Raw genomic sequence first — 20,055 nt, 5'->3', positions numbered from 1 at the left:
CGAGAGGGAGGAACACTGGATGATCAATGTCGTCCTGGTCGGCTGCGGAGCGATGAGCAAGGCCTGGCTCGATGCGGCCAGGCAGATCGACGGGCTCGCCATTGTAGGCCTGGTTGATATCGACGCCGAAAGGGCGCGGGCGAGGGCGCGCGAATACGAGCTTTCCGGCGCTCTCATCGGAACCGACCTCGACGCCGTGCTCGACCAGACCAGGCCCGACGCGGTATTCGACGTGGTGGTTCCCGCCGCCCGCCGCGAGGTCGCGCTTTCCGCCTTTGCCCATAATTGCCACCTGCTGACCGAAAAGCCACTCGCCGACAGCCCGGACAATGCGCGTGCCATCGTCGAGGCCGCCCGCAGCGCCGGGCGTATCCATGCCGTCGTCCAGAACCGCCGCTATGTCGCCAATGTCAGGCGCATTCGGCGCTTTCTCGATTCCGGCACCATTGGTGCGCCAACCAGCATCCACGCGGAGTTCTTCGTCGCGCCGCATTTCGGCGGCTTTCGCGAGGAGATGCGTCATGTGCTGCTGCTCGACATGGCGATCCACACATTCGATGCCGCCCGCTACATGGTGGCCGGCGAGCCGGCCGGTGTCTATTGCCAGGAGTGGGAGCCGGCCAATTCCTGGTATCGGCAAGGGTCGTCGGCAACCGCAAGCTTCGACCTCGGCGGCGGCAAGCTGTTCACCTATGCCGGCAGCTGGTGCGCGGCCGGCTTCCGCACCAGCTGGGACAGTACATGGCGGATCGTCGCAGAGCGCGGCAGCATTGTCTGGGACGGCGAGGACGGGCTGAAGGCGGAAATCGTGCAGCCGGTCCGTGAAGGCCTGTTCCACCGCACCGAACCGATAGCCGTGCCGCCGCTCGACCCGGCCGATCGCGTCGGCGGCCATCTCGGCATCATCCAGGATTTCGTCCGCGCCGTCGAAACCGGCACCGAGCCGGAGACGCGCGGCGCCGACAACATCAAGAGCCTGGCCATGGTTTTCGCTGCGATCGAGAGCGCCGAGACCGGGCGCCGGGTCGCCATCGCTGCACAGGAAGGATCATGATGCCAAACCCGTTGCTCGACATCAGGATCGGCACAATGGTGCGGGCCAATCTCGACGACCCGGCCGCCTATGTCAGGCAGATCCTGCCGCTCGGCTTCGAGAGCATCCAGCCGTTCTTCTGGCAGACGCTGGGCGGCAAGGACATTCCGCGGCTGGCGGGCGAGATCCGCGAGGCGATCGGCGATGCCGATGTCGTTGTCTCGTCGATCGGCGTGTTCGGCAATCCGCTGGAGAGCGGCGAGATCGATCGCGGTGTCGTCCAGGCGTGGGAAACGATCATCGACAACGCGCATCTGTTCGGCGCCAATATGGTCAGCGGCTTTACCGGCCGCATTCGCGGCAAGCCGCTGCCCGACAGCCTGCCGCGTTTCCGCGAGGTCTGGGGACCCTTGGCCAGGCGTGCCGCCGACAAGGGCGTGCGCATCGCGTTCGAGAACTGCGCCATGGACGGCAACTGGGCCAGCGGCGACTGGAACATCGCCCACAATCCGGACGCCTGGGAGTTGATGTTCAACGAGTTGCCGGACGACAATCTCGGCCTGGAGTGGGAGCCCTGTCATCAGCTCGTCTATCTGATCGACCCGATGCCGCAGATCCGCAAATGGGCGTCGCGCATCTTCCATGTCCATGGCAAGGACGCGACGGTGCGCTGGGACGTGATCCGCGAGCATGGCGTGTTCGGCCGCCTGCCATTCGTGCAGATGCGCACGCCAGGCTTTGGCGACAGCGACTGGACGCGGGTGATCAGCGAATTGCGGCTCGCCGGCTACAAGGGCGCCATCGACATCGAAGGCTGGCACGACCCGGTCTATCGCGGCGACCTCGAGATCACCGGACAAGTCCGAGCACTTGACTATCTCAAGCAATGCAGAGGAGGCACGACCTATCTGCCGAGCCCAGCTTGAGGATCGGCCGGCGGGAGGAGCCGGCTAGTGAGCATTGCGGCGCATTGCCGAAGCGATCGTCGAAACCCCTCGGCTAGCGAGGGAACAAAGGGAGGAACGTGCATGAGCATTACGATGAGAAGGACAGTTCTGCGCTCGACCGTCGCGGCGGCCGTCACGGCGTTCGCCGCCGCACTCTCGACCTTGCCGGCGCAGGCGCTCGACGCCCAATGGTGCAAGGACGTCCATATCCGCTTCTTCGTCGGCGGCGCCGAGGGCGATGCCTTCGGCACCATCGTCTACAATGGCGCCAAGCAGGCGGCAGCCGATCTCGGACCCAAGGTCGACTACATCTTTTCCCAGTGGGATGTCGAGAAGATGGTGCAGCAATTGCGCGAGGCTGTCGCGGTCAAGCCCGGCGGCATCGCCATGATGGGCCACCCGGGCGACGCTTCGATCATGCCGCTGGCCGAACAGGCGCACAAGGACGGCATCAAGATGATGTACCAGAATGTGCCGGTGCCGAAGGTCACGGCGGCGTTCGGCGGCGGCTATGTCGGCGCCCAGCAAGAGCAGCAGGGCCGCGCGCTTGGCGCCGAGGCGGTCAAGCTGGCCGGGCTCAAGGCCGGCGACAAGACGATCATGATCGGCCCGTTCGAGAACGAAAGCCGCGGCGCGCGCGAGCGCGGCACTGTCGCTGCCCTCAAGGAGGCGGGCGTCGAGGTCATACAGCTCTCCTCGCCGCCAAGCGGCGAATGGGCTTCCGACCCCAATCTCGCCATTCCGGTGATCACCGCGGCACTGCTCAACAATCCCGACGTCAAGGCGGTTGGCTATCCCGGTGGACAGATGCTCGGCAACGTCGCCACTTACATGCAGGCGGCGGGCAGGAAGCCGGGCGATATCTTCAACTTCGGCTTCGACACCAGCCCGCAGATCGTCGAGGGCTTCAAGGGCGGCTGGGTCCAGCTGACGGCCGACCAGCAGCCGTTCCTGCAAGGCTATCTGCCGATCCTCAGCCTCTGCCAGCAGGTGGTGCTCGGCCTTGCGCCGATGAATGTCGACACCGGCGCCGGCTTCGTCACGCCACAGAATTACGAGATCGTCGCCGAGCTCGCCAAGCAGGCGCTGCGCTGACCTCCCAAGCCGTCGGCCGGGATCGAGCCCGGCCGGCGGGACCGCCGGCGAAAAAGCCGGCACGCGACAATCAAGCGAGGATCGCCATGGCCGAACGCATCATCGAACTGCGCGACATCAGCAAGTCCTATGGCCAGGTCTATGCGCTGGGCGGGGTCAATCTCAGCGTCGATCGCGGCGAGGTGGTCGGCCTGATCGGCGACAACGGCGCCGGCAAGTCGACGCTGATCAAGATCCTGTCCGGCGTGGTCAAACCGACCAGCGGCGAGATTCTCGTCCGCGGCAAGCCGGTGACCGGATGGAGCCCTGCGCGCTCGCGCGACGCCGGCATCGAGACCGTGTTCCAGGACCGGGCGCTCGCCGTGCAGCAGACGATCGTGCGCAATATCTTCATGGGCCGCGAACTCACCGGCTGGCTTGGCTGGCTGAAGGTCAACAAGGAGATCGCGGAGGCGAGCCGGCTGATGCGCGAGATCGGCTTCACCTCGAAAGTGTTCACGCCACAGTCGATCGTCGGCCAGCTCTCGGGCGGCGAACGCCAGGGCGTGGCGATCGCGCGGGCCATCTATAAGAAGGCGGAGCTGATAGTCCTCGACGAACCGACGACAGCGCTATCGCTGACCGAGACCGCCAAGGTCTTCCACTTCGTGCGCCAGGTGCGGGCGAGCGGACGCTCGATCCTGTTCATCGGCCACAATATTCACCACGTCTTCGATATCGCCGATCGCTTCGTGGTGCTGGACCGCGGCAAGGTCGCGCTCACCGCCGACCGCAGGGAGGTCAAATCGGCCGAAGACCTGATCAATTTCATGGAAGACGTCGCCCACCCCAGCGGATTGCCGGGCTTGCACGACGCGGGCGATGCGGGGAGGGCGGCACGATGAGCAAGACCATGGAACCCGATCTGCAGAGCCCCCTCGGCGGCACGCATGGCGAAACCGCCGGGAAAGAGTGGAGACACCCGTCCGACAATTGGCTGCGCGGGTTCATCCTCGACAACCGCGCCGCGCTCGGCACGCTTGCCGTGTTCATCGTCATGATGGCGGTGTTCATGATCGCCAACCCGATCGTGTTCACCACCTGGTATCTCTACAGTTCCGTGCTGACCACGCTGCCGGTGGCGCTGTTCGTGGTGGTGCCGCTGGTCTTCGTCGTCACCTGCGGCGAGATCGACCTGTCGTTTCCGGCGACGATGGGCTTTGCCTCCTGGGTCTTCGCGCTGGTCGTGCAGGCCGGCTACGACCCGTTCCTCGGCATCGCCGCCGCAATCGTCACCGGCATGCTGCTCGGCTTCCTGGTCGGCTCGCTGGTCGTCTATGGCGGGCTGTCGTCGCTGATCGCCACGCTCGGCATGAATTTCCTCCTGCGCGGCCTGATCCAGATCATCAACGAGGGCAGGTCGACGGCGCTGACCGGCCTTGCCGACAGCTGGGCCTACAAGATCTTCTCCAGCCAGCTCTACGGCATTCCGGTGCAGATCTTCTGGGCCATCGCCTTCGTCGTGCTGTCGGCGCTGCTCTACAACCGCCATCGTTTCGGCGCCCAGGTCAAGGTGGTCGGCGACAATCCCGACAGCGCCCAGCAGATGGGCATTGACGTCAAGCGCGTGCGGGTAAAAGTGTTCGTCTTCGTTGGCATTGGCGCTGCGATCGCCGGCACGTTTTCGGTGATGATCAACTTCACCTGGTGGCCGACCGCCGGCGACGGCTACCTGCTGCCGGTGCTGGCATCGGTGTTCGTCGGCGGCACGCCGACCTGGGGTGGCATCGGCACGGTCGTCGGCGGTGCCATTGGCGCGGTCACGGTCTCTTTCATCCAGACCGGCGTCGTCGCGGCGGGACTGAGCGGCTTCTACGTCCAGTTCTTCAACGGCCTGATCATCATCCTGTCGCTGCTCGGCCACAAATGGAACCAGGCGCGGTATCGGTGAGGGGCTCTAACGACTTAACAAGTCGACAATTGCATGATTTATCCGCGAAAATCCGTCGATAATGCCATCTGTAACGGAATCCAAAGCTCGGCCATATCCGTCGTTTAGGTTCGCGGTATCAAATCCAAGTTTCCGGAGCGTTTGCAAAGTCTCCCCAATCGTTTCGTGTGCGTCAGCGATTCTTAGATCATTATTTAGAAACAGAGGTGCCATTGCGGCATTCCTGCTACGCCAACCCTCGGGCTCTACCTCGCTTTGGAAGGCATCCCTAAGTTCCTCGTTGGCATTAAGGCGTTCGACGATATTCAAGAGGCTTTCTAATAGCTTGAGACCTCCGAGTTGTTTAACTGTTGCTCGGGCGCATCCAGCTTTTTCCAAGAGGGATTTGAGGAACCCATCCGGCACGCACTGCGAAATTTCATGCAGACTCTTGCATCTGGCCAGAAACGCTTGCTGACTCATATCTAAGGGCGCGACTTGGGCTAGACGCGAGAGTTGAGGGTAGGCGAGCCAACCGTTTGCGCGGACTTCCGCTCTTGAAAACCCAACTAGATCGGTTGCCGTTTTTTGTATGCCGACGATTGCAGCAATTGCGCAAAGATTGTCACCTAGATCAAGTAGTTGATCGAGAAGACGCTGCACTTTTGAAACGATATGCTCTTCCAACAGATCGAAATGCGCAACATCCGCCGCCGCCATTGCGAAACCATGTGCGTGCAATATTTCACGATCGGGTTTCGGTTTATAGAGATCCCTCATTGGAACACGGATAAGATTGCGGCCTACGCGAACGCAATCACTAAAGCCCCACTGCCCCCTGTAAGAAGGACTGCACCACCAACGGTCATGGCCGTTAACAGGTGTAGTGTCGTAGAAGTCGCTTTGTTCATACCGCTGTAAAAATTTGTCATTTAGAAAGACGACATTACGCTCCACAAGTGCGTCTGCGCGAGCGTGGGTCATGGGATCTGCTATATCAGGCCAGATGACTCCATCTGCGCTTTGCTCGGGACTAAGCTCAGGCGAGACGGCGTTAACGGTTGCCCATACCTGAATTAGAAGTCCGTTCTGATGCTCACGGATATCCAGTTCATACCAACCGCCTTTGGGTTTGATTGCGGTATGACTTTTCCCCTGCATTAAATCTCGGAGTTCAGAAACATCCGGAAGAAGTTTTTGGTAGTAAAATACACGTACTCCATGTGCACCGCGCATCCAGAGATATTTACGCAGGTATTCGTTGGACATCTTCCAGCTAATATTGCGTGAGGCTCTCCAATAAAACTCGTTCGAAATTTCACCTTCTGCCACGCTGAATTCTGGCAGTGAGAGATCGTCATAGACGACTCTCTGACTTTCGTTTCCGACGCAACGAGGTGAAAGCCCCAGCGCCATCCAGACCTTCTCGGCGAGATTATAGGTGTAAAATGAGCCGTTGCCCCATGATGCAACGATGTATTCATGTCCCGAAACAGATGGAGAGAAGATCCTCGAGCTGCCTTTTTTGTCAAAAAAAGGTACAGAAAAAGCAACGACCCCGTATCCTGCCTCATCCAGTAGTGGCGTCATCTCGTGGTCGTCGTTGGCCACCACAACTGCCATAAGCATGTGAACACACTCACGGTCAGGCCCGTGTATATCGACCTCAAATCGAGAGGTGACTTCCACCACCTGTCGTGAAGTTGGGCTAATAGGTTCGAGCAGAGTTCGAAGCCTGTTTGGCAAAAACGCATCTGGAATTGGAAAATCTGATAGGTATTCAAATGGCTTTTTCAATTCTTGTATCTTCAATGGCGTTGACGGATTTCTGTATGTCTTAAATAGATATTCAGATATCACACCCCCGTCACAAACCCGTCCAGCACGCGTTTCTGGCCGGCTTTGTCGAAGTCGATGGTCAGCTTGTTGCCTTCGATGGCCGAGATGTTGCCGTTGCCGAATTTCTGGTGGAAGACGCGGTCGCCGACATTGAAGGGGGACGGCGTGTCGGCGACGGATTTGGCGACCAGCTCGCCATCGATGGTGCGGCCCTTGATCGAGGTGCGGCCGGCGCCGTAGCCGGAGTCGGTTTCGCCATAGCCGATGCGCTCGACCTGGTGGCCGGAGCGCGTGCCCCAATTGCGGTCGGTCGCCTCGGTGCGGTTGGCCTGAGCACGCTGCCAGCCCGGCGTCGCATAGGTGCTGGAGAAAGCGCCGGATTTCTCGGCGCCGTTATTGCCGCCGATGTTGTCGAAGCGCGATGCTCCATAGGGGTTCTGCCTGCCCGCCCCTTGGCCGCCACGACCGGAGGCGAACGAGCCGCCATAGGCATTGCCGTAGCCGCCATAGGAGTTGCCGCTCTCGGAAACTTCGACATGGGCTTCCGGCAGTTCGTCGAGGAAGCGCGACGGGATGGTCGACTGCCAGAGGCCGTGGATGCGGCGGTTGGAGACGAACCAGATGTGCAGGTTCTTCTTGGCGCGGGTCAGGCCGACATAGGCGAGGCGGCGTTCCTCCTCCAGCCCGGAGCGGCCACCCTCGTCGAGGGAACGCTGGTGCGGGAACAGGCCTTCCTCCCAGCCGGGCAGGAACACGGTTTCGAATTCGAGGCCCTTGGCCGAATGCAACGTCATGATGTTGACGGCATCGAGCTCGGCGTTCTGCTCGGCGTCCATGACGAGTGCGACATGTTCGAGGAAGGAGCGCAGCGATTCGTACTCCTCCATGGAGCGGATCAACTCCTTGAGGTTTTCCAGCCGGCCCGGCGCTTCGACCGAGCGGTCGTTCTTCCACATGTCGGTGTAGCCGCTCTCCTCCAAAATGGTCTCGGCGAGCTCGGTGTGCGGGGTGGTTTCCAGAGCCTTCTGCCAGCGTTCAAAATTGGCGGCGACCTCGCGAAGTGCGGCGCGCGGCTTCGGCTTCAGCTCGTCGCTCTCGGCGAGTTTTGCCGCCGCCTCCAGCATCGGGATGCGCAGCGCGCGTGCGGTATCATGGATCTGGCGGATGGTGGCCTCGCCAAGCCCGCGCTTCGGCACGTTGACGATGCGCTCGAAGGCGAGGTCGTCGGCGCCTTGCGCGACGACGCGGAAGAAGGCCAAGGCGTCGCGGATCTCGAGCCGCTCATAGAAGCGCGGGCCGCCGATGACGCGGTAGTTGAGGCCGAGCGTGACGAAGCGGTCCTCGAACTCGCGCATCTGGAAGGACGCGCGGACGAGGATCGCCATATCGTTGAGCTTGTGCTTCTGGCGCTGGTAGGCCTCGATGGTTTCGCCGACGGCGCGGGCCTCCTCCTCTGAATCCCAGGCGGCGTGGACATGCACTTTCTCGTCGTCCTCGGCGATCTTTTCGGTGAACAGCGTCTTGCCGAAGCGCCCCTCATTGTGGGCGATGAGATGGGAGGCAGTGCCGAGGATGTGCGCGGTGGAGCGGTAGTTGCGCTCCAGCCGGATGATGGTGGCGCCTGGGAAATCCTTGTCGAAGCGCAGGATGTTGTCGACCTCGGCGCCGCGCCAGCCATAGATCGACTGATCGTCGTCGCCGACGCAGCAGATATTGACGGTGGCCGGGCGCGGGCTTCCCTCCCCCTTGAGGGGAGGGTGGCCGGGCGAAGCCCGGTCGGGTGGGGTCCGTGCGGCAGTGCTCGACCTACTGGCGGCAGTGCTCGACGCACTGGCGGTGCCTTCTGCGGCAACCCCCTCCGCCCGCTTCGCGGGCACCTCCCCCTCAAGGGGGGAGGATTGCGGCCGCTGCGCCAGCAGGCGCAGCCACATGTATTGGGCGGTGTTGGTGTCCTGGTATTCGTCGACGAGGATGTATTTGAAGCGCTTGTGGTATTCCTTCAGCACATCCGGATTGGCGCGGAAGATGCGGATCGGGTGGCAGAGCAGGTCGCCGAAGTCGCAGGCGTTCAGCGTCTGCAGCCGCTCCTGATAGGCCTTGTAGAGCTCGCGGCCCTTGCCGTTGGCGAATGCACGGGCGTCGCCCTCGGGGATGTCGGCGGGGCCAAGGCCCTTGTTCTTCCAGCCGTCGATCATCTGGGCGAACTGCTTGGCCGGCCAGCGCTTGTCGTCCAGCCCTTCGGCCTGGATGAGCTGCTTGATCAGGCGCACGACGTCGTCAGTGTCGAGAATGGTGAAGTCGGATTTGAGCCCGGCCAGCTCGGCATGTCGGCGGAGCAGCTTGACGCCGATCGAGTGGAAGGTGCCGAGCCACGGCATGCCCTCGACATTGCCTTCGCCGATCAACAGGCCGATGCGCTGCTTCATCTCGCGCGCCGCCTTGTTGGTGAAGGTGACGGCGAGGATCTGCGAGGGGAAGGCCTTGCCGGTGGCAAGGATGTGGGCGATGCGGGTGGTCAAGACACGCGTCTTGCCGGTGCCGGCGCCGGCCAGCACAAGGACCGGGCCTTCGGTGGTTTCCACCGCCAGCCGCTGCTCGGGGTTGAGGCCGTTGAGATAATCGGGCGCGTTGTTTTGATTGCTGCGGGCAGCCATGGCGCGCGCGGCAATGCCCGACGGGGCCACGGGCCGCGCGTTCGGTTCGTCAAAAAAGGGCATGTCTTCCGAAAAGCCGGACATCTCCCCCCGAATGTAGTGATTCGGCAGGGAAAGGCCAGAAGTGTCTCCGTTTTGTTCCGGCAAAGCACCTGAACGGTGTGATACCCGCCTGCTCAGGCCTTGCGGTAACCAAGCGCGACGAACAATCGGTGTCCGAACGAGCGCGCTTCCACTGCCATCACCGCGCTCAGAGCAGTCAGCATCTGATCGTAGTAGTGGTGTCCGGCGGACGACGCCAGGAATGTCGAATAAAGTTTGAGCTCTTCAAGCGGCAGATCCCTGTATGTGTAGGCAGCACTTTCCATGACGTTTTTTTCGATTGTCTGACGAACTTTTGCGTATTGCCGATGCACCAGAGCCATGATCTGGTCATCCGGGAGGGGTTTTCCTGCCGCTCCCAGTACGCCAGAAAACATCGCGTAGCCTATATTCAGCGCCATTGCTTCTCCCGTGTCGACGGCGCTGATGTCATCCATGATCTTCCTGTACAATTCGAGACGGACCGGATCCTTGGATGGAAGCTCGGCGAGGATGCGTTTGCCGTCTGTCCTCTTGCTTTCCTTACCTTCAGAACCAGACGATTGAATTTCCAGAGCGGTCACGCGTTTGCCCAAAGCCGAAGCGTAGAACGTGGCAAGATCGGACAGATCGGCAGCGGCCAGCTTGTCCGCCATCTGCGATTCGACGGCCGTCTCCATTCTGGCGCCGTCAAAGGAGCCTTCCATCGCAGCCGACCAGGCTTCATGGAAATTTTTCGACAGGGGTTCCGGTATGGACTTTATGCCATTGGCGATATTGGGACCAATGCCCATCAGCATCTCATGAAAACCGTTTGCCCTGTTGATCTCGCCGATCGTCTGTGCCGGCGCGGCCACTGTCGCGGCGACCAGGCCGAGGAGGAGAGCACACACGACAAGCACTGCTCGCGTCGTAGGCACAAGGAATGACGTCACTCTGGTTGCTCCAAGGTTTCGGTGGCTCAAGGCAGATTGCTGGAAAATCTGGATACCGGCAAGGTGAGATCGCTACTTTGGCGTGTGGCCTCGAATTTGCCATTAAGCGTGAAAATCAGCAGCGTCCTCGTTGGTCCGATCATGGATTGCTTCGAGCTCGCTTGACACGCAAGGCGGGCCGGAGAAAGTTGTGCTCGGGGCAGGAGCGCAATGCCGGGTTGCCCATGGACGCGTCGCGGAGCACACCAGTCGAAGGAGCACCGTCTTGGCTGTCGTTATCACCTCCCTGATCCTTTTCCTCATCGGCCTGGCGCTTGGCGGCGGCGGCATCTGGCTCGTGACGCTGGGCGGCAGCTGGTATTACGTCATCGCCGGTATGGCTTTCCTTGTCGCCGCCTGGCTGCTCTACAGGCGCAGATCCACGGCGCTGTGGCTCTACGCGGCGATCGTGCTCGGCACGCTCGCCTGGGCTGTCTGGGAAACCGGCTTCGACTGGTGGGAGCTAGGCCCGCGCGGCGGCATTATCGTGCTTGTCGCGCTGTGGCTGTTGACGCCATGGGCGCGGCGCGGGCTTACCGGTCCCGACGGACGCGCGCCGCTGATCCTCGCGGTGCTGGCATCGCTCGGCGTCGCCGGTTATTCGATGACGACCGATCCGAAGGATATTGCCGGCCAACTCAACACCGACAAGGTGACGCCGACGGCCGATCTCGGCGGCAACGTGCCGGCCGGCGAATGGCACTATTACGGTCGCACGCAATATGGCCAGCGCTATTCGCCGCTCGACCAGATCACCCCGGAAAACGTCGCCAATCTGCAGCCGGCCTGGACCTATCAGACCGGCGACGTGAAAGGGCCCGACGACATCGGCGAGACGACCTATCAGGTGACGCCGCTGAAGATTGCCGACACGCTCTACATCTGCACGCCGCATAATTTCGCGATCGCCATCGATGCCGCGAGCGGCAAGGAGAAATGGCGCTTCGATCCACAGGTCAAGCTCAACAAGGACCGCCAGCACCAGACCTGCCGCGGCGTGTCCTATTATGCCGACGCCAAGACCGCCGCTGGCCAGCCCTGCGCCACACGCATCTATCTGCCGACATCCGACGCCCGACTGATCGCGCTCGACGCCGCGAATGGCCAGGTCTGTCCGACATTTGCCGAAACCGGCACGCTGAACCTGCTCGCCAACATGCCATATCCGAAGCCGGGCTATTATTATTCGACGTCGGCGCCGCTGATCGTCGCCAACAAGATCATCGTCGGCGGCGCGGTCAACGACAATTATTCGACCGAGGAGCCGTCCGGTGTCATTCGTGCCTTTGACGTCGACACAGGCGCCTTGATTTGGAACTGGGATTCCGGCAATCCGGACCAGACGACGCCGCTGCCGCCCGGCCAGACCTATACCCACAACTCGCCCAACATGTGGTCGACGGCGAGCGCCGACGAGAAGCTCGGTCTGCTCTATGTGCCGCTCGGCAACAAGACGCCGGACCAGCTCGGCGCCGGGCGCAGCGCCAATGACGAGAAATTCTCCTCCTCGATCACCGCGCTCGACCTCAACAGTGGTCAATTGCGCTGGGTGCGGCAGACCGTGCATCACGATCTCTGGGACATGGACGTGCCGGCGCAGCCGACGCTGGTCGACATCACAACGGCTGGCGGCGTGGTGCCGGCGCTGGTCGGGCCGACCAAGCAGGGCGACCTCTACGTGCTCGACCGGCGCAGCGGCGAGCCGATCGTTCCGGTCAAGGAAGTGCCGGCACCGGGCGGCGCGATCGAGGGCGACCATACCTCGCCAACGCAGCCGGTCTCGGACCTGAGCTTCAATCCGAAGCCGCTGACCGGCGCCGACATGTGGGGCATCACCATGTTCGACCAGCTGGCCTGCCGGATCGAGCTCCGGAAGCTGCGCTATGAGGGCCGCTATACGCCCCCGTCGCTGCAAGGCTCACTGATCTATCCCGGCAATTTCGGCACCTTCAACTGGGGCGGCGCGGCAGTCGATCCGGTCCGGCAGGTAATGTTCGGCATGCCGACATACCTGGCGTTCATCTCCAAACTGGTGCCGCGCGCCGACGTGCCGGCGCCGGGCGATACCAAAGGCAGCGAACAGGGCCTCAACCGCAATGACGGTGCGCCTTACGCAGTGATATTGAAGCCGTTTCTGTCGCCGCTCGGCATTCCCTGCCAGGCGCCGCCCTGGGGCTATGTGGCGGGTGCCGATCTCCGGACCGGCAAGATCGTCTACAAGCACCGCAACGGCACCGTCTACGACATGACGCCGCTGCCGCTGCCATTCAAGGTCGGCGTGCCCGGCATTGGCGGGCCGATGATCACCGCCGGCGGCGTCGCCTTCCTCGGTGCGGCGGTCGACGACTATGTGCGCGCTTACGACCTGACGACCGGCAAGCAGCTCTGGCAGGCGCGGCTGCCGGCGGGCGGGCAGTCGACGCCGATGACCTACACGGTAGCCGACGGACGCCAGTTCGTCGTCATCGTTGCCGGCGGCCACGGCTCGGTCGGCACCAAGCCGGGTGATTATGTGATGGCTTATACGCTGCCGAAGTAGAAGGTCCTTCAGAGCCCGAGATGCCCTTTCAGGTCGGGTACCGATGCAAGTACCTCATTGGTCAGCTGCGGGCCGGCGGCTGTCTCGGCCTGCTGGACCAGCATCGTGCCGGCCTGGCTGATCTGTGCGAGAGTAAGGCCTGACGCCTTGAGTATGGCGACGCCGTTGATCAGCGCGCCGGTCTTTTCGCCGAGAGCGCCGCCGAGCGCGCCCTCCAGCGACGACAGGAGGCCACCGCCGGAAGCCGCGCCGGGAGCCATGACATCATATTGCTTGGCCAGGGCCTCGGCGCCCGGAATCTTGGCGAAGAAGCTGGACAGGGTCGTGCCTTCCGCCTCGTGTTCGAGCACCGAGAAAATCGTGCCGGCGATTTTTTCGGTCAAGGCCTGGTTGAGACCGGCCTTCTGGGAGACGGTGTTGATGATGTCCTGAACGTCCATGATATTCCTCAGCCTTTGCTGATTGTGGTGCGGTGCCGGTTGCCGCGGGCCTTGACCATCGATCGTCTAGCGGCGGTGATCCGCAGCGCCAGCAAAGCCATAGCGGCGAGTGCGAACCCACCTGCCAGAAGCGGGGAGGGAAAGGTCATGGGCGTAATTCCTCGTCGTCAATCAGGCATTCTTTCCTCGCCAAATGGCGCGAGCGAGGCCTAGCCTGGTAAGTTTGTTTTATATGGTGGTGCGTGCATTTAGAATTGCCACAAATGACCGAAATTTAATGACAGCGCCGCGCGGGGCATCACGGCCATCGTGCAGGGACTTATGGCAGCCCTCACTCAGCCGTGACTGGACCGGGCAAGCTTCGGCACTATGTTGCCGCGGGGGGCGATGCCCGATGCCCGAGGAGCGCGCGCCATGACAACACCTGCCGGCCCCGCCAAGCCTGCCATCACCCAGGCGATGATCGATGCCTATGACGAATACACGCATCTGACGCTCGACCGGCGGCGCTTCATGGAGCAGTTGACCAGGCTTGCCGGATCGGGTGCGGCAGCGGCCGCGATCGCGCCGCTGCTGACGGCGAATTCGGCCCAGGCGGCAATCGTCGCGGAAGACGATCCGCGCGTGAAAGGCGAGGACATCAGCTATCCGGGCAGCGGCGGCGAGATGAAGGGCTATCTGGTCAAGCCGGCGGATCAGACCGGTAAGCTCGGCACGGTCATCGTCGTGCATGAAAACCGGGGGCTCAACCCGCATATCCGCGATGTGGCGCGGCGCGTTGCGCTGGAAGGCTTCGTGGCGCTTGCGCCGGACTTCATGACGCCGCTCGGCGGCACGCCGGACGATGAAAACAGGGCGCGTGACCTGTTTTCGCAGCTCGATCCAGCACAGGTCTCCGCCAATGCAGTCGCAACGATCGCCTACCTCAAGCGAGACAAGGACGGCAACGGCAAGGTCGGCGCCGTCGGCTTCTGCTGGGGCGGCGGCACGGTAAACATGCTGGCCGTCAACGCACCGGATCTTGCCGCCGCCGTCGCCTATTACGGCATGCAGCCGAAGGCCGAGGACGTGCCGAAGATCAAGGCGCCGCTTATGCTGCACTATGCCGGGCTCGACACCCGCACCAATGCGGGCATCGACGCCTTCAAGAAGGAACTCGACGCGGCTCATGTCGAATATTCAGTCTATGTCTATGAAGGCGCCAACCATGCCTTCAACAATGACACATCGGCGGCCCGCTATGACAAGAAGGCGGCTGACCTCGCCTGGGGGCGGACGATCGCCTTCCTCAAGGAGAAGCTGGCCTGATCAGGCGGGCGCCGGCGCCGGTTTGTGAAAGGCGACGCCGGCCACCACCAAGGCGATGCCGAGACAGTCGGTGAGGCTCGGCACCTGCCGCAGCACAATGACGCCGATCAACGTTGCGGTGACCGGCAGCAATGACAGCATCAGCGCGAAGCTGGAGCGCGGCAGCCGCGACATGGCAAGCTGGTCGCAAATGTAGGGAATGACGGACGAGCAGATGCCGACGCCGACCGCCGCAAGCAGCAGCGGCGGCGTCGAGAACGCCGGCAGCGCATCGGCAAGACCGATCGGCAGAACGACGAGAAGGGCGACCGCCATGGCGGCACCCAGCCCGGCGATGCCATCGCCAGCGTCGGCGCGCGCGACGCGGTGGCCGAGCACGATATAGAAGACGAACAGCGCGCCATTGAGGAAGGCCCAGAACAGGCCGACAGGATCGCTCGACCATTTGACGTCGATGAGCAGCAAGGTGCCGGCGACGGCGATTGCAAGGGCGGCGAGATTGCGCGGGCTTCTGAGGCCGACAAGCGCGACGCCGATGGTGCCGACGAATTCGATCGCCGCTACCAGCGAGATCGGCAGCCGGTCGAGCGCCAGGTAAAACGAGCAATTCATCACCCCAAGGCAGACGCCGAAACCCACAAGCAACAACCGCGTCGAGCGATCGGCGCGGGCGAAGACCGCCCATGGTCGGGTCAGCGGGGCAAAGACCAGTGCCGCGGTGGCGATGCGCAGCCACGCCATGCCGAGCACGCCGACATGCGAGAAAAGCAGGACTGCGAAAGCGGGGCCGAGATAGTGGAACACGGCGCTGACGCCGAACCACAGATGGGGCGGCACCGAGCTTGCCAAGGTAAAAGCCGGGCCGGCGAGTGCCGGACTTGCTGCTGGGGCTTGCGTCCGATCTTCCATGGGGTCAGTATCGCAGGCGATTTTTGCCGTTGATATGGATGATGGCCGGGCATTGCGGCTATTCCCTTTTCGAAAGCAAGGAGTATTCCGCTGAAACGCCTTCGAAATGAAAATACCGATCTGGATCCGGCGGATCTAAAAATCCTGCGCCTGCTGGAGGAGGATGCGCGCACCAGTATTGCCGAACTGGCGCGCTCAGTCGGCCTGTCGGCGCCGAGCGTCGCCGAGCGCATCAAGCGGCTGCAGGAAAGCGGCGTGATCGAGGCCTATACGGTGCGGATTAATCCGGCCGCGCTCGGCATGAAGCTGTCGGCATGGCTGCGCATCAGGCCGGTGCCGGGGCAACTCGCCGTCGTGGCCGAAATCATCCGCGACCTGCCGGAAATCGCCCAATGCGACCGGGTCACCGGCGAAGACTGTTTCATCGCGCTGGCGCATGTCGGCTCGGTCGCCGAGCTCGAGCGGGTGATCGACCGGATCATTCCCCATGCGATGACCAATACGGCGATCATCCAGTCGACGCCGGTAGTGGCACGCTCGCCGCTAGGGGCGGTGAAGCGCCCGGCCTGATGCTAGATTTAAATCTGCGACGTCAGCTCGACCGGGAAATCGTCATTGTCGGCGTCGCGCATGGCGGCGAGGCTGCGGTTGTCCAGCACCTCTGCGATCGCCTGACGCACCTCCAGCATCATGTGCCGGACCTGGCAGGTCGCCTCGTCGCAATCCTCGCAGCGCTGGTATTGTGTGCGGCTGGCGCAAGGGATCGGCGCCAGCGGCCCGTCGAGGACACGCACGACATGGCCGATCTTGATTTCGGAAGCGGGACGGGCGAGGCGGTAACCGCCTTCCTTGCCCTTGCGGCTCTGGACGAAGCCGGCATTGCGCAACTCGCCCAGGATGGCATCCAGGAATTTCTTGGGGATGTTGTTGGCGACCGCAATGTCGTTGACGAATGCGAGCTGGCCGACCGGCAGGCCGGACAGATGCACGAGAGCCTTGAGGCCGTATTTGCCTTTTTTGGTAAGCATGCCCGAGTCAACCCATTAAGCCCCAACCACCCGCATCTGGCGGCTGTTTGTGTGCAAATAATGACGGTTTGGCCGTGCGATGCCGTTCGCGCAGACAGGCCGCCCGAAGACATATTGCGCGCAAACGCGTTGATTCTTCGTAACGTTTTGGAGGGCGGGCGTCCGGAACGGGCGGAGGCCACGTTTTCGGCGAGCAAATGAAGAAAGCCGGCAAACGCCCGCTTTCAATCAGTTCACGAGGTTGCAGACGTCAGCGGCTGCCGTAAGTCTGGTCGAGCAGGCCGCCAGCGGCGAAATGCTCGGCCTGGACCTTGGCCCAGCCGCCGAAGACATCCTCCACCGTCAATAGGCGGACATCGGGAAACTCAGCCTTGTACTTGGCGGCGACCGTCGCGTCGCGGGTCCGCAGGCCGTTGCGGGCGGCGATGTCCTGGCCCTCCAGCGTATAAAGGAAGTCGAGATAGGTCTTGGCGAGGTCGCGCGTGCCATGCTCGTCGGCGATCGTGTCGACGATCGCCACCGGAAACTCGGCCAAAAGGCTGACCGAGGGCGTCACCTGCTCGAATTTGTCCTCGCCATACTCCTTGCGGACGCCGCGCGTTTCCGACTCAAAGGTGATCAGCACGTCGCCGATCTCGCGCTGCACGAAAGTGGTGGTCGCGGCGCGTCCGCCGCTGTCGAAGATCGGTACGTTGTTGAACAGCTTGGTGACGAATTCCTTCACCTTGGCGTCGTCGCCCTTGAAGGCTTCCTTGGCGTAGGCGGTGGCCGCAAGGTAGGTGTACCGGGCATTGCCGGAGGTTTTCGGATTGGGGAAGATCACCTGGACGTCGTCGCGCACGAGATCGTTCCAATCCTTGATGTGCTTCGGATTGCCGGCGCGCACCAGGAAGGAGGGCAGCGAATAGAAGGGCGAGGCGTTGTCGGGAAAATCTTTCTGCCAATCCGCGGAGATGAGACCCTTCCTGACCAGGAAGTCTATGTCGAGGACCTGGTTGAAGGTGACCACATCGGCGCCGAGGCCCTCGGCGATGGCACGTGCCTGCGCAGACGTCCCGGCATGCGACTGATCGATGGTGACGCCTGGGTGGCCGGCGACGAACGCCTTGTTGACCTGCGCAAACAGCTCGCGGCCGACATCGTAAGAAGCGTTCAGCAATTTGTCGGCCGACCAGGCTTGGGAGGATGCGAGGAACAGGCCGGCCAATGTGGCGACGCCAAGCAAAAATCGCTTCATGAAAACAAGGCTCCAATGCGTGCGCTTATTGCCGGACCATAGCGGCAAGGCATTGTGCGCGACGAGGCACGCAGAGCGGCCGCTCCACGTTGTCGATAGAAGAAATATTCCCGCTGTGGAGGATTTCTAGTTTTTTCTTTCAGGCAGAGTCTTCCGGGCAGCTTGGCAGCGGTGCCGATGCCGTCGGCGTGCACGATGGTTCCCGGCCGGCCAACGCGATGGCGATTGCATCGCCGCGCGGTCTGGCATATACAAATGGTATATACAAGGAGCTATCGTCATGCCTCAACGCCGCCATTCAACAACCCCGCCGAAAGAGGCGAAGCTGTTTCGTAACAATCGCAGTCAGGCGGTGCGCATTCCTGTCGAGTTCGAACTTCCCGGCGAAAAGGTCTTGATCAGTCGTGAAGGCGACCGCCTGATCATCGAGCCGGTTCGCAAACCCGGCCTCACGGCGCTGCTCGCGCAATGGGCGAAAGAGCCGCCCCCCGGTTCCGAGGAGGACCTTCCCGAAGTCGAGGATATGCCTGTCAAATCCGAGGAATTTTTTTGATGCGGTTCATGCTGGACACGAACATTATCAGCGACATGATCCGAAATCCGGCCGGGAAAGCCGCCGCCGCCGTCCTGCGCGTGGGAGACGCCGCCGTGTGTACCAGCATCGTGGTCGCCTCGGAACTGCGATATGGCTGCGCCAGGAAAGAGTCGGCCAAGTTGCTCAAGAAGGTCGAGGAATTGCTGGCTGAGATTCCTGTCTTGCCGCTCGATGTGCCGGTAGATGCCGAGTACGGCGCGATTCGCGCAGAGCTGGAAGGCAGGGGCCAGACCATCGGCCAAAACGACCTTTTTATTGCTGCCCACGCCTATGCACTGGGAACTACCCTGGTGACCGCCAACACCGGCGAGTTCAACCGGATCAAAGGCCTGAAGGTCGAGAACTGGCTGGTGTAGCGCCTAAAAGAGGATCAAGCAGCCGGAAAAAGCTTCCAGCGCCGCGGCCTGAAAGCCACCCGGCTTTTCTGCGCCGCCGGATGGTCGACTGGCAACTCGATCTCGACCCGCTGGCGTTCGCCGCCGATTTCGAGCTCGACCCGCCTGGTGCCGGCGACGCGGCGGCTGGCGACAACCGTGCCGGCGATGCAGCCGTTGCATTCTTCCACCAGATCGACGTCGTGCGGGCGGAAGAACAGCGTCGCTTCACCTTGCGGTGCGTGCGGCGCGGAAAGCCCGATCGGCCGGTCGGCGATCCAGACCTGGCCGTCCTCGACCTTGACCGGGATCGAGCTCGATTCGCCGATGAAGCCATAGACGAAGGGCGAGTTCGGCGTGTCGTAGATCTCGTCGGCGGTGCCAACCTGCTCGATGCGGCCCTGGCTCATCACCACGACGCGGTCGGCAAGCTCCAGCGCCTCTTCCTGGTCATGGGTGACGAAGACCGTGGTGTGGCCGGTGGCGTCGTGGATGTCGCGCAGCCAGCGGCGCAGTTCGCGGCGCACCTGGGCATCGAGCGCGCCGAACGGCTCGTCGAGCAAAAGCACGGCCGGTTCGATCGCCATGGCGCGGGCCAGCGCCACGCGCTGGCGCTGGCCGCCCGAAAGCTGCGCCGGATAGCGTTTTTCCAGACCGGAAAGCTGAACGAGGTTGAGGAGTTCCGAGGCGCGGCGGCGGATTTCCTTCGCCGACGGGCGTGACGGCCCGTGCCGGACCTTGAGTCCGAAGCCGATATTGTCGGCGACCGTCATATGGCGAAACAGCGCGTAATGCTGAAAGACGAAGCCGACATTGCGCTCCTGGATCGACTTTTGCGAGGCATCCTCTTCGCCGAAGAAGATCTTTCCGCGGGTCGGCCGCTCCAACCCGGCAATCAGCCTGAGCAGCGTCGTCTTGCCGGAACCGGATGGCCCCAGCAACGCGATCAACTCACCCGACTTGATGTCGAGCGAAACGTCGTGAAGGGCCGGAAACCGCTCAAACTCCTTGCGCACGTTGGCAACGCGAACTTCCATACAAATCCCTTTTGTAGTTGATGCATGTCGTTATCCCAAAACCGGTTCCCACTTTT

At 62.4% G+C, this 20,055-nt stretch carries 19 protein-coding genes; 10 read left to right on the top strand and 9 right to left on the bottom strand.

Annotation, left to right across the window (positions count from 1 at the left end):
• Positions 1-19 precede the first annotated feature (19 nt).
• The 5 genes from NKH01_RS15635 (at position 20) to NKH01_RS15615 (ending at position 5,005) form a co-directional block, all read left to right on the top strand.
• Positions 20-1,054: a Gfo/Idh/MocA family protein gene (locus tag NKH01_RS15635; RefSeq protein ID WP_353020984.1), complete on the top strand. Its 1,035-nt coding sequence runs from the start codon at positions 20-22 to the stop codon at positions 1,052-1,054.
• Positions 1,054-1,959: a sugar phosphate isomerase/epimerase family protein gene (locus tag NKH01_RS15630; RefSeq protein ID WP_353020981.1), complete on the top strand. Its 906-nt coding sequence runs from the start codon at positions 1,054-1,056 to the stop codon at positions 1,957-1,959. Before NKH01_RS15635 ends, NKH01_RS15630 begins: the two co-directional genes overlap by 1 nt.
• A gap of 102 nt (positions 1,960-2,061) precedes the next feature.
• Complete coding sequence (locus NKH01_RS15625) at positions 2,062-3,075, top strand: substrate-binding domain-containing protein (protein WP_352524342.1); 1,014 nt, start codon at positions 2,062-2,064, stop codon at positions 3,073-3,075.
• 86 nt (positions 3,076-3,161) lie between these two features.
• Positions 3,162-3,959 carry an ATP-binding cassette domain-containing protein gene (locus tag NKH01_RS15620; RefSeq protein WP_352524344.1) on the top strand — a complete coding sequence of 266 codons (798 nt, stop codon included), beginning with the start codon at positions 3,162-3,164 and terminating at the stop codon, positions 3,957-3,959.
• On the top strand, positions 3,956-5,005 hold the full coding sequence (locus NKH01_RS15615) for an ABC transporter permease (RefSeq protein WP_352524346.1): 1,050 nt from the start codon (positions 3,956-3,958) through the stop codon (positions 5,003-5,005). The genes NKH01_RS15620 and NKH01_RS15615 overlap by 4 nt, the downstream gene beginning before the upstream one ends.
• Positions 5,006-5,011: 6 nt before the next feature.
• On the opposite strand, the gene NKH01_RS15610 is transcribed toward NKH01_RS15615, so the two are convergent.
• The 3 genes from NKH01_RS15610 to NKH01_RS15600 form a co-directional block, all read right to left on the bottom strand.
• Positions 5,012-6,781 (bottom strand): hypothetical protein, encoded by a 1,770-nt coding sequence (locus NKH01_RS15610; RefSeq protein WP_353020976.1) that lies wholly within the window; start codon positions 6,779-6,781, stop codon positions 5,012-5,014.
• 59 nt (positions 6,782-6,840) lie between these two features.
• Positions 6,841-9,561 carry an ATP-dependent helicase gene (locus tag NKH01_RS15605; protein ID WP_353020973.1) on the bottom strand — a complete coding sequence of 907 codons (2,721 nt, stop codon included), beginning with the start codon at positions 9,559-9,561 and terminating at the stop codon, positions 6,841-6,843.
• Positions 9,562-9,653: 92 nt separating this feature from the next.
• Complete coding sequence (locus NKH01_RS15600; protein ID WP_352784646.1) at positions 9,654-10,493, bottom strand: DUF2059 domain-containing protein; 840 nt, start codon at positions 10,491-10,493, stop codon at positions 9,654-9,656.
• A 265-nt stretch (positions 10,494-10,758) separates the two neighbouring features.
• On the opposite strand from NKH01_RS15600, the gene NKH01_RS15595 reads away from it, so the two are divergent.
• Positions 10,759-13,071, top strand: a complete 2,313-nt coding sequence (locus NKH01_RS15595) for a glucose/quinate/shikimate family membrane-bound PQQ-dependent dehydrogenase (RefSeq protein ID WP_353020970.1) — start codon at positions 10,759-10,761, stop codon at positions 13,069-13,071.
• Positions 13,072-13,079: 8 nt separating this feature from the next.
• Here the strand turns inward: NKH01_RS15595 and NKH01_RS15590 are convergent, their stop codons facing one another.
• Together NKH01_RS15590 and NKH01_RS15585 are read right to left on the bottom strand one after the other, a co-directional pair.
• Positions 13,080-13,511, bottom strand: coding sequence for a hypothetical protein (locus tag NKH01_RS15590; RefSeq protein WP_352524353.1), 432 nt, complete (start codon positions 13,509-13,511; stop codon positions 13,080-13,082).
• 8 nt (positions 13,512-13,519) lie between these two features.
• The gene (locus NKH01_RS15585; RefSeq protein ID WP_353020967.1) at positions 13,520-13,660 is read right to left on the bottom strand and encodes a hypothetical protein; all 141 of its coding nucleotides are present in this window, start codon (positions 13,658-13,660) and stop codon (positions 13,520-13,522) included.
• 265 nt (positions 13,661-13,925) lie between these two features.
• On the opposite strand from NKH01_RS15585, the gene NKH01_RS15580 reads away from it, so the two are divergent.
• Positions 13,926-14,819 (top strand): dienelactone hydrolase family protein, encoded by an 894-nt coding sequence (locus tag NKH01_RS15580; RefSeq protein WP_352524354.1) that lies wholly within the window; start codon positions 13,926-13,928, stop codon positions 14,817-14,819.
• Here NKH01_RS15580 and NKH01_RS15575 read toward each other — a convergent pair whose 3' ends face one another.
• A complete protein-coding gene (locus NKH01_RS15575; protein ID WP_353020964.1) occupies positions 14,820-15,728 on the bottom strand; it encodes an EamA family transporter in 909 nt (302 codons plus the stop codon).
• A gap of 90 nt (positions 15,729-15,818) precedes the next feature.
• On the opposite strand from NKH01_RS15575, the gene NKH01_RS15570 reads away from it, so the two are divergent.
• Positions 15,819-16,298, top strand: a complete 480-nt coding sequence (locus NKH01_RS15570; protein ID WP_352483074.1) for an Lrp/AsnC family transcriptional regulator — start codon at positions 15,819-15,821, stop codon at positions 16,296-16,298.
• Positions 16,299-16,306: 8 nt separating this feature from the next.
• On the opposite strand, the gene NKH01_RS15565 is transcribed toward NKH01_RS15570, so the two are convergent.
• Both NKH01_RS15565 and NKH01_RS15560 read right to left on the bottom strand, forming a co-directional pair.
• The gene (locus tag NKH01_RS15565) at positions 16,307-16,756 is read right to left on the bottom strand and encodes an RrF2 family transcriptional regulator (RefSeq protein ID WP_006202816.1); all 450 of its coding nucleotides are present in this window, start codon (positions 16,754-16,756) and stop codon (positions 16,307-16,309) included.
• A gap of 250 nt (positions 16,757-17,006) precedes the next feature.
• Positions 17,007-17,993, bottom strand: a complete 987-nt coding sequence (locus NKH01_RS15560; RefSeq protein WP_023721149.1) for a sulfate ABC transporter substrate-binding protein — start codon at positions 17,991-17,993, stop codon at positions 17,007-17,009.
• A gap of 280 nt (positions 17,994-18,273) precedes the next feature.
• Between NKH01_RS15560 and NKH01_RS15555 the strand changes: the two genes are divergently transcribed.
• Together NKH01_RS15555 and NKH01_RS15550 are read left to right on the top strand one after the other, a co-directional pair.
• The gene (locus tag NKH01_RS15555) at positions 18,274-18,546 is read left to right on the top strand and encodes an antitoxin (protein ID WP_353020961.1); all 273 of its coding nucleotides are present in this window, start codon (positions 18,274-18,276) and stop codon (positions 18,544-18,546) included.
• The gene (locus tag NKH01_RS15550) at positions 18,546-18,944 is read left to right on the top strand and encodes a type II toxin-antitoxin system VapC family toxin (RefSeq protein WP_502912630.1); all 399 of its coding nucleotides are present in this window, start codon (positions 18,546-18,548) and stop codon (positions 18,942-18,944) included. The genes NKH01_RS15555 and NKH01_RS15550 overlap by 1 nt, the downstream gene beginning before the upstream one ends.
• Before the next feature lie 14 nt (positions 18,945-18,958).
• Here the strand turns inward: NKH01_RS15550 and NKH01_RS15545 are convergent, their stop codons facing one another.
• Positions 18,959-19,999: a sulfate/molybdate ABC transporter ATP-binding protein gene (locus NKH01_RS15545; RefSeq protein WP_352482922.1), complete on the bottom strand. Its 1,041-nt coding sequence runs from the start codon at positions 19,997-19,999 to the stop codon at positions 18,959-18,961.
• Positions 20,000-20,055: the final 56 nt, after the last annotated feature.

The sequence above is a fragment of the Mesorhizobium sp. M1403 genome, assembly GCF_040317695.1.
GTDB lineage: Bacteria > Pseudomonadota > Alphaproteobacteria > Rhizobiales > Rhizobiaceae > Mesorhizobium.
This window is presented reverse-complemented; position numbering and strand designations above follow the sequence as displayed.

Bases quoted from the DNA above. Each gene is read 5' to 3' on its own strand.
- NKH01_RS15580 (WP_352524354.1), top strand. From the start codon at position 13,926: ATGACAACACCTGCCGGCCCCGCCAAGCCTGCCATCACCCAGGCGATG.
- NKH01_RS15625 (WP_352524342.1), top strand. From the start codon at position 2,062: ATGAGCATTACGATGAGAAGGACAGTTCTGCGCTCGACCGTCGCGGCG.
- NKH01_RS15585 (WP_353020967.1), bottom strand. From the start codon at position 13,660: ATGACCTTTCCCTCCCCGCTTCTGGCAGGTGGGTTCGCACTCGCCGCT.
- NKH01_RS15620 (WP_352524344.1), top strand. From the start codon at position 3,162: ATGGCCGAACGCATCATCGAACTGCGCGACATCAGCAAGTCCTATGGC.
- NKH01_RS15545 (WP_352482922.1), bottom strand. From the start codon at position 19,999: ATGGAAGTTCGCGTTGCCAACGTGCGCAAGGAGTTTGAGCGGTTTCCG.
- NKH01_RS15635 (WP_353020984.1), top strand. From the start codon at position 20: ATGATCAATGTCGTCCTGGTCGGCTGCGGAGCGATGAGCAAGGCCTGG.
- NKH01_RS15615 (WP_352524346.1), top strand. From the start codon at position 3,956: ATGAGCAAGACCATGGAACCCGATCTGCAGAGCCCCCTCGGCGGCACG.
- NKH01_RS15565 (WP_006202816.1), bottom strand. From the start codon at position 16,756: ATGCTTACCAAAAAAGGCAAATACGGCCTCAAGGCTCTCGTGCATCTG.
- NKH01_RS15550 (WP_502912630.1), top strand. From the start codon at position 18,546: ATGCGGTTCATGCTGGACACGAACATTATCAGCGACATGATCCGAAAT.
- NKH01_RS15630 (WP_353020981.1), top strand. From the start codon at position 1,054: ATGCCAAACCCGTTGCTCGACATCAGGATCGGCACAATGGTGCGGGCC.
- NKH01_RS15555 (WP_353020961.1), top strand. From the start codon at position 18,274: ATGCCTCAACGCCGCCATTCAACAACCCCGCCGAAAGAGGCGAAGCTG.
- NKH01_RS15560 (WP_023721149.1), bottom strand. From the start codon at position 17,993: ATGAAGCGATTTTTGCTTGGCGTCGCCACATTGGCCGGCCTGTTCCTC.
- NKH01_RS15605 (WP_353020973.1), bottom strand. From the start codon at position 9,561: ATGTCCGGCTTTTCGGAAGACATGCCCTTTTTTGACGAACCGAACGCG.
- NKH01_RS15575 (WP_353020964.1), bottom strand. From the start codon at position 15,728: ATGGAAGATCGGACGCAAGCCCCAGCAGCAAGTCCGGCACTCGCCGGC.
- NKH01_RS15590 (WP_352524353.1), bottom strand. From the start codon at position 13,511: ATGGACGTTCAGGACATCATCAACACCGTCTCCCAGAAGGCCGGTCTC.